The organism is Pseudomonas sp. 13B_2.1_Bac1, from assembly GCF_025466155.1.
Lineage (GTDB): Bacteria > Pseudomonadota > Gammaproteobacteria > Pseudomonadales > Pseudomonadaceae > Aquipseudomonas > Aquipseudomonas aylmerensis.
Window position 1 is genome coordinate 84,943 of sequence record NZ_JANLOH010000005.1, and the last position, 13,001, is coordinate 97,943.

Below are 13,001 nucleotides of genomic sequence, written 5' to 3' on the forward strand. Positions count from 1 at the left end.
CTTCTTATTCTGTGGCACGGGCCAACCGCAGGCCCGCGCTGGCTATGCTTCAGTGGACCGCCGTCATACCGGAGGCCAGCTGCATGACTTTTTCCTGAGTCGCTTCGGCGCGGTCCAGGGTGCCCATCAGTTCACCTTCGTGCATCACCATCACCCGGTCGCTCATGCCCAGCACTTCAGGCAGCTCGGAGGAAATCATGATCACCGCCATGCCTTCGCTGGCGAGGAAAGAGATCAGGCGATAAATCTCGGCCTTGGCACCGACGTCGATGCCGCGGGTCGGCTCGTCGAGGATCAACAGCCGTGGGTTGGTCATCAGCCAGCGCGCCAGCAAGGCTTTCTGCTGGTTGCCGCCCGACAGCGTGTCGATGCACTGCTCCAGGGACGGCGTCTTCACCCGCAGCTTCTTGCACATGTCTTCGCACAGCGCACGCAGGGCTTTCTGCTGGATAAAACCGTTGCCCGAATAATGTGGCAGCACGGCCATTTCCATGTTCTCCAGCACCGACAGGCACGGGAACAGGCCACTGAGCTTGCGGTCCTCGGTCAACAGCGCGAAGCCTTTTTCGATGGCCATGTGCGGGTCGCTGATGCGCACCGGCTTGCCGTCGAGTTCAATCTGCCCGCCGTCGCTTGGGGTGATGCCGAAAATGGTTTCCGCCACATTGGTGCGGCCCGAGCCCATCAGCCCGGCGATGCCGAGAATCTCGCCGGCATGCAAGTCGAAGGACACGTCCTTGAACACGCCATCCAGGCGCAGGTCGCGCACCGACAGCAGCAGCTCGCCGATGGGCGTCTCGCGCACCGGGAACAGCTGGCTCAGCTCGCGCCCCACCATCATCGAGATCAGGCTGTCGCTGTTCATGCTGTCGGCGCGTTGCAGGCCGATGTACTGGCCGTCGCGGAACACCGCGACTTCATCGGCGATGGCGAACACTTCATTCATTTTATGCGTGATGTAGACGATGCCTTTGCCCTGTGACTTGAGGTCGGCAATGATCGAAAACAGGTGGGCCACTTCCTTTTCGGTAATGGCTGAAGTCGGTTCATCCATGATCAGGATGTCGGAGTCATAGGACACGGCTTTGGCAATCTCGACCATCTGCCGTTCGGCGATGCTCAGGTTGCCCACCTGCTCCTCAGGGTCCAGGTTGATGCGCAGTCGCGCCAGCAACTCGGCGGTGCAGCGATGCATTTCGCGGTGGTTGACCATGTGCAGGCTGTTGAGCTGCTCGCGGCCGATCCAGATATTTTCGGCGATGCTCATGTGCGGCATCAGGTTGAGTTCCTGGTGGATCATCGCGATCCCCGCCTTCTGTGCCGCCAGCGGCGTTTCAAACACAATCGGCTTGCCACGCAGGCGGATTTCCCCGGCGTCGGGCTGATAGATGCCGGCGATGATCTTCATCAACGTCGACTTGCCCGCACCGTTCTCGCCCATCAGCGCCAGCACCGAACCTGGGCGGACGCGCAATTGCACATCGGCCAGGGCCACGACGCCGGGAAAGCCTTTGCTGATATTGAGGATTTCCAGCAGGTAGGGTTCTTCCGGCAGCAGGGGCTGGAGACCGGGCGGCTGCACGACAGTGGCTTGAGCAAGCATAGGGAGGTACTCCATCTGCAGGGCGGCCAACGCCGCCCTGCCGGCTTATTGTTGTTATGTCAGGGCTACTTGAAGTCTTTGACGTTGTCCGGGGTAATCAGCTGGAACGGGATCACCACGTTCTGCTCGATCGGCTCGTTCCTGGCCATCTTGCGCGCCGTCTCCACCGACTTGTCCGCCTGGCCCTTGGCATCCTGGAAGGCCGACACGGTCATGTCACCCTTGGTGATCGCATTCAAACCGTCCGGCGTGCCGTCGACACCGGCGATCAACACGCCCTTCTTACCCGCCGACTTCAAGGCCATGGCGGCGCCGATGGCCATCTCATCGTTGTTCGACAGCACCGCCTGGAAGTCGCGACCCTGGGTCAGCCAGTCGTTGACCAGGGTCATGCCCTTGTCACGCAGCCAGATCCCGGTCTGCTCCTGTTCGACCTTGATGCCCGGGTACTTGGTCAGGACTTCCTTCACGCCCTTGGTACGGTTGGTGGTGGAGTTGTTCGCCAGGTCACCCAGCAGGATCACGATGTTGCCCTTGCCGCCGAGTTTTTCCGCGATGTACTGCATCTGCAGCTTGCCGGCCTCGACGTCGTCGGAGGTCACTGCCGCGACACCTGGGGCCAACGTTGGGCTGTCAGGGCGGCGGTTGACGAACACCAGCGGGATTTTCGCCGCCGTGGCGGCCTTGATGATGTTGCCGGTCGACGCGGTGTCGACCGGGTTGACGATGATCGCGTCGACTTTCTGGCTGATAAAGTTCTCGACCTGGCTCAGTTGCTTGACCACGTCGGCACGGGCGTCTTCGAATTGCAGCTGCACGCCGTCACCCTTGGGGTAGGACTTGGCTTGCTTGTCCATGTCCTCGCGCAGGTACGTCAGGAAGGTGTCATCGAACGCCGACATGCTCACGCCCACCTTGATATCGGCAGCGCTGGCGAAACCACTGGCGAGCAGCATGGACAAGGCCAGCGCGGTATAACGGATCGGGGTCTTCATGAACGGTCTGTCTCCACTTTCTTGTTGGTTTTTTGGACGTTGCGTTTATCAGAGCGAGGATGACGGCAATCGAACGATCGGTGCACCCGGAATGCAGCAGACCAGCGCGCCTTTGTTCTCGACGCACAGCACATTGAGGAAGGAGAAGTAAAACGGCCGGGCGCGGGGCAGGCCGCGTGGCGTGTGGGCAGGGCGTAAAACTCGCAGTACAGCGTTGAAGATTTTCATCTGACGGTACCTGGTTGTTTTTGATCTTGTTTTTGTCGAGTCGTCCGAAGCGGGTTCGGGACGTACTTTATGCAACCTGGAAAAGACTTTATTGGAAAATAATTTCCATATCAACCTGTTTTAGAATTTTATTCTATTTTTGTTGAAACCACCTGCTGGCGCTCGGCGCTCAGGCGTGCAGCGTCCAATATACGGGTGGTTTCCAGCGCGTCATAGGCATCCACCGGCAATGGCCCCTGCCCTTGCACGGCAGCTTGCAACTGGCGATAGAACTGGGTCCAGCAGCCCTTCTCCGAGGGCACGCGCTCGCGCTCCTCACCCTGCTCGAACCAGCCCCAGCGCCGATGCTCCTCAGCGCCCCAGTGCTCGCCTTCGGTCTTCGGCGATTTGCCCGCCATCAGCGCTTCTTCCTGGCCGTCCAGGCCTTCGACGGTGTAGCAGCCCAGCGTCCCGCTGACGCGAAAGCGTGGGGCCTGGCTGTTTTGCAGGGCGTTGCCCCACAGGTGGGAAACCACGCCATTGGCATGGGTCAGGGACACGAAGAAACCGTGGTCGAGGCTGGGATATTCCGGGCTGAACTGCAATTGCGCGAAGACCCGGTCCACCGGGCCGAACAACTGCAATGCCTGGTCCACCAGATGGCTGCCGAGGTCGCGCAGCCAGCCGCCCCCGCTGGCGTTGCCGACTGCCTGCGGGCTGTAGCGTTCGACGCGGGACTCGAAGCGGGTGATCGCGCCCAGGGCGCCGGCGTCGATCAGCTTGCGCAAGGTCAGGTAGTCCGAATCCCAACGCCGGTTCTGATAGACGCTGAGCAGCACGCCCTGGCGCTCGGCGGCGGTGATCAGCGCCTGGGCCTGTTCGGCATTGCTGGCAAAGGGTTTGTCGCTGACCACCGCGACACCGTGTTCGATGGCTTCGAGCACCAGCGCCGGGCGGCCTTTGAGGGTGGTGGAAATCACCAGCGCGTCGACACCGGCTTCGACGATCTGGCCGATGCTGTCGAAGGCCTTCACACCTGGAAGGTCAGTGCTCAATTGCTGGCGGCGCTCGGGTGAGCGCGTCACCACGCCGACAAAGGTAGCGCCTGGCAGCGTGGCAATCAGCGGCGCATGAAAGAAGCGCCCTCCATGGCCGTAGCCGACTAGTCCGATTCGCATGATCAACTCCTTGATTGAAGTGCAAACCCAATCAACTGTGGGAGGGGGCTTGCCCCCTCCCACATTGACCGAGTGTTAGCCGTAGAACGCAGGGCGATCCGGCAGGCTGACCTTCACAATCTGCTCACTGCCCTGGGCCTCGATACACGCATCCGCCGCCACGGCGGCAGCAAAACCATCCCACGCCGACGGCCCGCCGACGTGCCCCGCCCGCACGCTGTCGATGAAGGCCTGCAACTCGACGTCATACGCACCGATAAACCGGTCCTTCCAATCCATCAGAATCGCATTCGACAGCTTGGCGCCACTGCGCAGTTGTACCTGGGACGGCTCCGGCAATTTGGCGATACCGGTCTCCCCCACCACTTCGCACTGGATGTCGTAGCCGTACTGGCAGTTCACAAACACTTCGACGTCGATACGGGTGCCCTTGGCGGTTTCCAGCAACACGATCTGCGGATCGCGCAGGTGGGCCAGGGCCTTGCTGGTCTTGCGTGGGAACACCACTTGGACCGACACGTAGTCGTCGTTGAGCAACCAGCGCAACACATCCAGCTCATGGATCAAGGTGTCGGTAATCGCCATGTCGGTCTTGTAGTTCTCGCCCACCGTCGGGTTGCGGTGCGCGCAATGCAGCATCAACGGCTCGCCGATCTGGCCGCTGTCGATCACGGCTTTAAGGGCGCGGTAGCCTTCGTCATACGGGCGCATGAAGCCGACTTGCACCAAGCGTTTACCGTAGGCGACCTCGGCATCGACGATCTTGCGGCAGCCTTCGGCAGTCACCGCCAGCGGTTTTTCGCAGAACACCGGCTTGCCGGCGGCGATGGCGGCGAGCACAAACGCTTCGTGGCTCGGGCCCCAGGAGGTCACCAGCACCGCCTCGACCTGCGGCGAGTTGATCAACGCAAGGCCGTCCGGGTACACCTCGGCGGTAAGCTTCAGCTCCGCGACCACCTTGGCGGCCTGCTCCAGGTTGATGTCGGTCACCGCCACCACCTGGCTATTGAGCAGGGTCTGGCTGCAACGGCGAATATGGTCGCGGCCAATGGCGCCGGTACCGATCACTCCAAGCTTCAAAGACATGCAAACACTCCTCTTGTTATTAGTACTGCCGGGCCTTCGCCAGGTGTTCATTGAGTTTTTTCGCCGCCGCGTTCGTGCGTTCGCTGGTCGACACCTGCGCCACGCCGACGCGCCACCACGACAGGTAGCCGTGGACCATGGTCTTGGGCAGGACCTTGATATCGATCAGTGTCGACACGCTCTGCGTGCGGGCATCGGCCAGGGCCGCTTCCAGTTGTTCGACGCTGCTGACCTTGTAGGTCTTGCAGCCATAGGCCGCCGCGCTCATGGCGAAATCCACCGGCACCAGGCCTCCATCGAGCTTGCCGCTCTCGGGGTTGCGGTAGCGGAATTCGGTGCCGAAACTGTCCATGCCATTGCCGATCTGCAGGTTGTTGATGCACCCGAACGCCATGTTGTCGAGCAGCACCACATTGATCTTGCGCCGCTCCTGAATCGAGGTGGCCAACTCCGAGTGCAGCATCATGTAGGAGCCATCGCCGACCAGCGCATACACCTCCTTGCTCGGCTCGGCCAGTTTCACCCCCAGGGCCGCGTTGATCTCGTAGCCCATGCACGAGTAGCCGTATTCGACGTGATAGGTGTTCACACCCTTGCTGCGCCAGGCGCGCTGCAGGTCACCGGGCAGGCTGCCGGCGGCGGCGACGATGATCGCGTCGTCGGCCAGGTGCTGGTTGAGCACGCCGAGCACGCGGCTCTGGGTCAGGCATGAGCCGGTCAGCTCGATAAACTCGCGCAGCACGGCGCGGTCCAGGTGGTCATCCACTTCGGGCACGAAGTCGTCGCCCTGGTATTCGACCTGGTGCACACGATCGACTTCGGCGTCCAGCTGGGCCTTGGCGTCGCGCACCTGCTCGCCCCAACCGGAACGGTAATCACCGAGGGCCTGGGCCAGGGCTTCGAGGCCGACCTTGGCGTCGGCCAGCACTTGCACGCCGTCGAGTTTCACCGCGTCGCAGGGGCTGATATTGAGGTTGAGAAACTTCACGTCGGCGTGCTTGAACAGCGACTTCGACGAGGTGGTGAAGTCGGTGTAACGGGTGCCGATACCGATGATCAGGTCCGCCTCGGGCGCCAGCAGGTTGGCGGCCAGACAGCCGGTTTCACCGATGCCGCCGACGTTCAGCGGATGGCTGGAGACCACCGCGCTCTTGCCGGCCTGGGTTTCGGCGAAGGGAATGTCAAAGCGTTCGGCAAACGCCTGCAGCGCGGCATTCGCGCCGGAATACTTGACCCCGCCACCGCAGATGATCAGCGGTTTGCGTTTGCCCCGGAAAGCCGCCAGCGCATCGCCGATCATCGCCGTAGTCGCCGGACGGCGGTCGATACGGTGCACGCGTTTCTGCAGGAAATAATCCGGATAATCCCAGGCTTCAGCCTGCACATCCTGCGGCAAGGCCAGGGTTACCGCGCCGGTTTCCGCCGGGTCGGTGAGCACACGCATGGCGTGGATCGCCGCGGTCATGAGCTGCTCGGGGCGGTTGATGCGGTCCCAGTATTTGCTCACCGAACGAAAGGCATCGTTGGTGCTGATGCTCAGGTCGTGGAATTGCTCGATCTGTTGCAGCACCGGGTCGGGCTGGCGGCTGGCGTAGACATCGCCGGGCAACAGCAGCAGCGGGATGCGGTTGGCCGTGGCGGTCGCGGCAGCGGTCAGCATGTTTGCCGCGCCCGGCCCGACGGACGCGGTGCACGCGTAGATCTTGCGGCGCAGGTGCTGCTTGGCGAACCCGATGGCGGCGTGGGCCATGCCTTGCTCGTTGCGGCCCTGGTGCACCACCAGGTCACCGCTGTCCTGCTCCAGCGCCTGGCCGAGGCCCAGCACATTGCCGTGGCCGAAAATCGTGAACACGCCGGCCACGAACTTGCTCTGCACGCCATCGACTTCGATGTATTGGTTATCCAGAAACTTCACCAGGGCCTGGGCCATGGTCAATCGTGTTGTACTCATGTTCGCACCTTGTATGAATGCAAATCTGTCGATCAACAGTGATCCAATGTGGGAGCGGGCTTGCTCGTGAATGCGGTGTGTCAGATACACAATCTTTGACTGATACACCGCGTTCGCGAGCAAGCCCGCTCCCACCGTTCTGTCGGCGTCAGGTCCGGGAACCTTGCAAGTGCGCGATGCTCGCGCCCAGCGCCTGCTGGATATCCGCCAATGCATGCACGCTTTCGGCAAACGGCTCGAACGACAGGTAGCCGCTGTAACCGCTGCTGAGCAAGGTGTCGATCTGCGCTGCATTGCCGAGGATGTCGCCCTCGCCCACCAGCACGCGGTGGCCGTCACGGATCGAATTCAGCGGGGCCTCGGCATCCTCCACCCCGGAGATATGCACCAGGCCGGTCAACTGCGGGAAGAATTCCTGCTCACTCGCCAGGTGATGGTGAAAGGTGTCGTGCACCAGGCGGAATACATCCAGCCCGCCGATGGACTGGATCGCGTCGACCGCCACGCGTTTGCGGCGCAGCGCACACTCTTCAAAACCCAGCGGTTCGATAAAACCGAGGATGCCGTACTCACGCAGGATCGGCGCCAGTTCGCTCAATGCGGTGCGCAACCCGGCAGCGCGCTGGGCGTCGTTGCGGGTATCGCCGCGCTCATTCAATGGGCACATCACCAGGCCCTGGGCGCCGCATTCACGGGCATAGGTGGCGAGCGTGATCGCCTGGGCGCGGCGCTCGTCGTTCCACACATCAAAGGGGTACAGCGCGTTGATCGACAGCACGGTGATGCCCTGCACCGCGCAGAGTTCACGCACGCGACTGGCCGGGGTGCCGTATTCGATGTCGTGGCCCTTGAGGTCGTTGCGGATCTCGATGGCATCGCATTTGAGGGACGCCGCCAACTGGATGAAATCCGGCAGGGACAGGTTGGGCGCAACCATGCGATTCAGGGCAAAACGTAGAGGCGACTTCATTATTGTTGTTCTCCGCTCAAACCGATTAGAGATCCAGCAGCCAGCTGTGCTGCGGGTCGTTATGGAAATGCCAGGCGCGCTTGGGGCCGGCCATCACGTTCAGGTAATAGGATTCATAGCCATACGGCACGCTGACCGGGTGATACCCCTTGGGCACCACCACCAGGTCGCTGTTTTCCACGGCCATGGCCTGGTCGATGCTGCGATCGTCGGTGTACACGCGCTGGAACACAAAGCCCTGGGGCGGGTTGATCTGGTGGTAGTAGGTTTCTTCCAGGAAGCTCTGGTGCGGCAGGTCATCGGTGTCGTGCTTGTGCGGCGGGTAGCTCGACGAGTGCCCGGACGGCGTACGCACTTCCACCACCAGCAGCGAATGGGCCGGCTCGCTGTCCGGCAGGATGTCGCACACATAGCGAGTATTGGCAGCCTTGCCGCGCACGCTGCGCTTGCAGTCTTCAGGCCGGATCAGGCGCGGGGTGTAGCCGCTGGCACCCGGCGCGGCGCACACCGCAATCTGCACATCGCTCAGGGCGGTGACCTGGGCGTCGGTGCCCGGCGGCAGGTAGGCGGCGAACGGGGACTTGTCTTCGAACACCGATTGGCGATCGCCGAGGTTCTGCCAGCTGAAGCCCTCGCCTTCGATGTTCACCCGCCCGCTGAGCAGCACCAGGCACAACTCCTGGTCGCCGGCGGTGACCGGCAGGGTTTCGCCCAGGCTCAGGCGGTAGGCGGCAAAGCCCACGTACTCCAGGCGGCCCTCTTCCAGGGCAACCATGGTTTGTCCGCGTTTACTGCTTTTGACCAGCAAGCTCATGGTGCAGTCCTCTCGCTCAGAAGTGCGCGCAAGGTGTCGTAACCCTTTTTCGCATAGATATAGCTGGGTGCCACGGCCGGGTCCTGCTCGGCCTCCACCACCAGCCAGCCCGCGTACTTCGCGGCCAGCAGCTCATCGAGCAATGGCGCGAAGTCGATATCACCGTCGCCGGGCACAGTGAAGGTGCCGTTGACGATGCAGTCGGGGAAGCTCCACATCTGGTTGCGTGCCAGTTGCACCACGGGTTTGCGCACATCCTTGAAGTGCACGTGGCAGACGCGGTCGATGTGCTTGCGCAGCACCTCAAGGGGTTCGCCGCCGCCCATGTAGCAGTGCCCCGAATCGAACAACAGGCCGACTTCCGGGCCGGTGCGCTGCATCAATTGGTCGATGTCTTCCGGGGACTCGACGTAGGCGCCCATATGATGGTGGTAGGCCAGGCGCACGCCCTGGGACAGGGTAAAGCGCGCCAGCTCGGTGAGTTTGTCGGCATAGTCCTGCCAGGCCTGCTCGCTGTGAAAACGCGGGCGTTCGATCAGGCGGATGCGTGAGCCCTGGATCGAGTCGGCGACTTCACCGTACACCAGCACCTTGGCGCCATTGAGTTTGAGCAACTCGACATGCCCGGCGATGGCTTCGATTTCCTCGGCCACCGAGCGGCGGGCCAGGCGGCTGGAGTACCAGCCGGAGACCAGCGCCAGGTCGTAGGGGCGCAGCACATCGCCAACGCCCTTGGCATCCTTGGGGAATTTGCCGTTGAGTTCAAAACCTTCGTAGCCGATGTCCTTGCCTTCGCTCAAGGCGGTGCTCAGGGGCGTTTCTCCGCCCAGGGCCGGCAGGTCGTCGTTACTCCAGGAGATCGGGTTGATGCCAATTCGGATTGCGGGCATGGCTGCACCTTTATTATTTTCAGGTATCACTGAGATCTGCTTAATGTGGGAGCTGGCTTGCCGGCGATACAGGCAACTCGGGCCTTCAAATACACCGAGTTGATGCCTTCGCAGGCCAGCCAGCCCCCACACTGGACTGCATTTCAAATGGGCGGCTGGGTTCAGCCCCTGGCACTGCGCCAGGCGTTGATCAGTTGTTCGAAGGTGGCCTGCACTTGTTGGATCAGCGTTTCATCGTCGATCTCCCCCGCCATCCACGCGCGGCTTGGCTCCTGGAAGATCGTGCGACCCACGGCGAAACCCCGGCAGGTGGTGCTGTGGCTGGCTTGCTGGAAGCCATCGGCGAGAAACTCGGCCGAAGCGTTCAGGCCCAGCAGCACTACACCACGGCAGTACGGGTCACGCTCCTGGATCAGTTCGTCGAGCTTTTTCCAGGTCGCGGCCGACTGCGCCTCGATCTTCCACCACGCCGGGTAGATCCCCAGGTTATACAGGCGCTTGAGGCTGCGGTAGAGCACATCCGGGTACGTGGACGGGTGATCCTTGGGCGGGATGACTTCCAGCAGCAGTTCATGCCCACTGACCAGCGAAGCCTCGTACACCGCCTTGAGTTGCGCCTCCTGTTCCAGGCGCAGCAGCGGCTCGTCGTCGGGGTGGAATTGCACCAGGCACTTGATGATCTGTTCCTGCGGCCAGGCGATCAGGTTGCTGCCGACCGAACGGCCATGCTCGAACGCCAGCGGGCGCGAGTTCTGCACTTCCACCGGGCGTGCGATCCACCAGCCACGGCCGCTGGCGGCGTTGAGCGCGTCCTGGCCGAAACGCTGGTCGGCCAGCAGGCCCACATCGGCCTCGATACCTTGCTCGGCAAGCTTGTGTTCAACGCGTTCAATGGCCTGGATAAACAGCTGCTTGATGTCACTGATCCGGCTCGGGTCCTGGCCACCGCGTTGCGCCAGGTCCACCAGTTGCCAGCGGTGGTCGAAGGCAAACACGAACAGTTGCTTCCAGGTCTTGCGCGGCACGCTGACACGGTGCAGGCGTTGCAGGGTCACGTCCTGGTCCGGGCGGGTAATCGGCACCGGGCTGTTGAACAGGTATTCCAGCTCCGCCGGGGTCGGCATTGCCGGGGCGCAGGCGTGCCGGGACACCACCAGGCCACCGCAGGCATTGGCCAACTGGCTGCAGCGTTCATCGCTGGCATCCTTCAGCCAACCGCTGAGAAAGCCGGACATAAAGGCATCGCCGGCGCCGAGCACGTTGAGCACTTCAACGCGCACGCCGGGGTAAATCGCACCGTCTTCCAGGCGCGCGGGGATGGCGCCGTGGATCACCGTGCAACCCTGCGGACCGAGCTTGACCACCAGGGTCGCCGGGGTCAGTTCACGTACGGTACGCAATGCCGTGAGCAGGTCTTCACTGCCGCCGGCGATGAGGAATTCTTCTTCGGTGCCGACGATCAGGTCAAAACGCGGCAGGATTTTCTGCACGTGCTGGCTGACATTCTGGTCGGCGACAAACCGGGTCTCGCCATCGGCCTTGCCCGCCAGGCCCCACAGCACCGGGCGGTAGTCGATATCCAGCACGCGCTTGACGTTGTGCTTGGCTGCATAGTCGAGGGCCTGGATGCTGGCCTTGTAGACACCGTCGGTGGAGAAATGCGTGCCGGTAATCAGCAAGGCCTTGCTGGAGGCGATGAAGGCTTCGTTGATGTCTTCGGCACGCAACGCCATGTCGGCGCAATTTTCGCGGTAGAACACCAGGGGGAAGGTTTCGCGGTCCTTGAGGCCGAGCAGCACCAGGGCGGTGAGGCGTTCCGGGTCGACCTTGATGCCGCTGACATCGCAGCCTTCGCGGGCCAGGGATTCCACCAGGAAGCGGCCCATGTGGTCGTCCCCGACCCGGCTCAGCATCGCTGACTTGAGCCCAAGCCTGGCAGTGCCGAAGGCGATGTTGGCGGAGGAACCGCCGAGGTATTTGGCAAAGCTGGACACGTCCTCAAGCCGTGCACCGACTTGCTGTGCATAGAGGTCGACGCCCAGGCGCCCGAGGCAAATCAGATCCAATTGACGCCCACTGGCAAAACGAGTCTGGCCCATGCTGGCTCCTGTTATTTTTATCAGCCTGCGTTGTGCCGCCGTGGCGACGGCAAACGCTCTTGGTGGGAGCAGACTAGAACGTCCGGCGGCCGCAATCAATATTTATTCCATAATTATTTTTAGTGGAATATTTTTTCCAATACGCCAGCATAGGGGCACGCCAGCCCCCGTGCATCGTTTCAGCAGGCCACCGGGGCCGTGATGCCGGGGTATTTTTTTGCGCCTACCCTGTAGACTTGCGCCACCCATCAGCGCATCAGAAGAACACGCCAGAAGGATTGCCCATGTCCCGCACCGATCCCGAGACCACCCTGGAAGGAACCATCGCCAGCCCTCCGATCAATGCCGAACGCCTGTTGCAGCTGATCACCGACGAATACGAAAGCCTGCCGCGCCAGCTCAAGCGCATCGCCAGCTACATGAGCCAGCAGAGCGACCGGATCATGGTCGACCGCATCAGTGATATCGCCCGTGAATGCGAAGTGCATCCGTCGGCCATCGTGCGGTTTTCCCAGCGTTTCGGCTTCAGCGGGTTCAGTGAGATGCAGGCGCTGTTTCGCGAGGCCTACACCCACAAGACCACGCCGGTACAGAACTACCAGCAGCGCATCCGCAGCATGATCGCCAACAAGTCGCAGAAGGCCAGCGGCGGCGACCTGGCGCGTGAATGCGTGAATGCCACGCTGTCGGGCATCGAGCGCCTCGGGCTGGAGCTGGATGACACGGCCTTCGAGAAAGCCGTGGACCTGGTGGTCAACGCCGACAATATCTACGTGGTTGGCGTGCGCCGCTCCTTTGCGGTCGCCGACTACCTGGTCTACAACCTGCAGCACACCAACAAGCGCATCCACTTGATCTCCGGGCTGGGCGGCAGTTACCGCGAGCAGATGCGCAGCGTGCGCGCCAATGACCTGGTGATTGCGATCAGCTTCACGCCCTACGGCAAAGAGACCCAGCACTGCCTGCGCATTGCTCAGCATCACCAGGCCAAGACCCTGATCATCACGGACAGCAACCTGTCGCCGCTGGCCAAGCGCGCGAACGCGGTACTGTTGGTGAATGAGGGGTCGTCGTTTGCGTTCCGCTCGTTGAGCGCCACCTTGTGCCTGTGCCAGGCCTTGTTTATTGCAGTGGCGTACCGGTTGGAATTGAAGGTGGATGAGATCCACGAGCAGGTCGGGTTTGATGACTGAGTGGCGACACTGACG

Annotated in this window: 11 protein-coding genes; 1 reads left to right on the forward strand and 10 read right to left on the reverse strand. The window is 62.1% G+C overall.

Annotation, left to right across the window (positions count from 1 at the left end; all coding sequences use genetic code 11):
- Positions 1-49: 49 nt before the first annotated feature.
- The 10 genes from NTD80_RS00985 to iolC all read right to left on the reverse strand — a co-directional run bounded on the left by NTD80_RS00985 (position 50) and on the right by iolC (position 11,793).
- The gene (locus NTD80_RS00985; RefSeq protein WP_065906305.1) at positions 50-1,603 is read right to left on the reverse strand and encodes a sugar ABC transporter ATP-binding protein; all 1,554 of its coding nucleotides are present in this window, start codon (positions 1,601-1,603) and stop codon (positions 50-52) included.
- Between the two features lie 65 nt (positions 1,604-1,668).
- Positions 1,669-2,598, reverse strand: coding sequence for a sugar ABC transporter substrate-binding protein (locus NTD80_RS00990; protein WP_065906304.1), 930 nt, complete (start codon positions 2,596-2,598; stop codon positions 1,669-1,671).
- A 48-nt stretch (positions 2,599-2,646) separates the two neighbouring features.
- Entirely contained in the window at positions 2,647-2,826 is a 180-nt protein-coding gene (locus NTD80_RS00995; RefSeq protein WP_083221446.1) for a hypothetical protein, read from the reverse strand.
- Positions 2,827-2,954: 128 nt separating this feature from the next.
- On the reverse strand, positions 2,955-3,983 hold the full coding sequence (locus NTD80_RS01000) for a Gfo/Idh/MocA family oxidoreductase (protein ID WP_213550750.1): 1,029 nt from the start codon (positions 3,981-3,983) through the stop codon (positions 2,955-2,957).
- A gap of 75 nt (positions 3,984-4,058) precedes the next feature.
- Positions 4,059-5,069, reverse strand: a complete 1,011-nt coding sequence (locus NTD80_RS01005; protein ID WP_262131753.1) for a Gfo/Idh/MocA family protein — start codon at positions 5,067-5,069, stop codon at positions 4,059-4,061.
- Between the two features lie 19 nt (positions 5,070-5,088).
- Entirely contained in the window at positions 5,089-7,020 is a 1,932-nt protein-coding gene (gene iolD, locus NTD80_RS01010) for a 3D-(3,5/4)-trihydroxycyclohexane-1,2-dione acylhydrolase (decyclizing) (RefSeq protein WP_213550752.1), read from the reverse strand.
- Positions 7,021-7,168: 148 nt separating this feature from the next.
- Positions 7,169-7,990, reverse strand: coding sequence for a TIM barrel protein (locus NTD80_RS01015; RefSeq protein ID WP_120448328.1), 822 nt, complete (start codon positions 7,988-7,990; stop codon positions 7,169-7,171).
- A gap of 25 nt (positions 7,991-8,015) precedes the next feature.
- Positions 8,016-8,804 (reverse strand): 5-deoxy-glucuronate isomerase, encoded by a 789-nt coding sequence (gene iolB / locus NTD80_RS01020; protein WP_065906288.1) that lies wholly within the window; start codon positions 8,802-8,804, stop codon positions 8,016-8,018.
- A complete protein-coding gene (gene iolE / locus NTD80_RS01025; protein ID WP_262131756.1) occupies positions 8,801-9,694 on the reverse strand; it encodes a myo-inosose-2 dehydratase in 894 nt (297 codons plus the stop codon). The genes iolB and iolE overlap by 4 nt, the downstream gene beginning before the upstream one ends.
- 161 nt (positions 9,695-9,855) lie before the next feature.
- On the reverse strand, positions 9,856-11,793 hold the full coding sequence (gene iolC / locus NTD80_RS01030) for a bifunctional 5-dehydro-2-deoxygluconokinase/5-dehydro-2-deoxyphosphogluconate aldolase (RefSeq protein ID WP_262131758.1): 1,938 nt from the start codon (positions 11,791-11,793) through the stop codon (positions 9,856-9,858).
- Between the two features lie 284 nt (positions 11,794-12,077).
- On the opposite strand from iolC, the gene NTD80_RS01035 reads away from it, so the two are divergent.
- The gene (locus tag NTD80_RS01035) at positions 12,078-12,986 is read left to right on the forward strand and encodes a MurR/RpiR family transcriptional regulator (RefSeq protein WP_065906283.1); all 909 of its coding nucleotides are present in this window, start codon (positions 12,078-12,080) and stop codon (positions 12,984-12,986) included.
- The last annotated feature ends 15 nt before the right edge of the window (positions 12,987-13,001 follow it).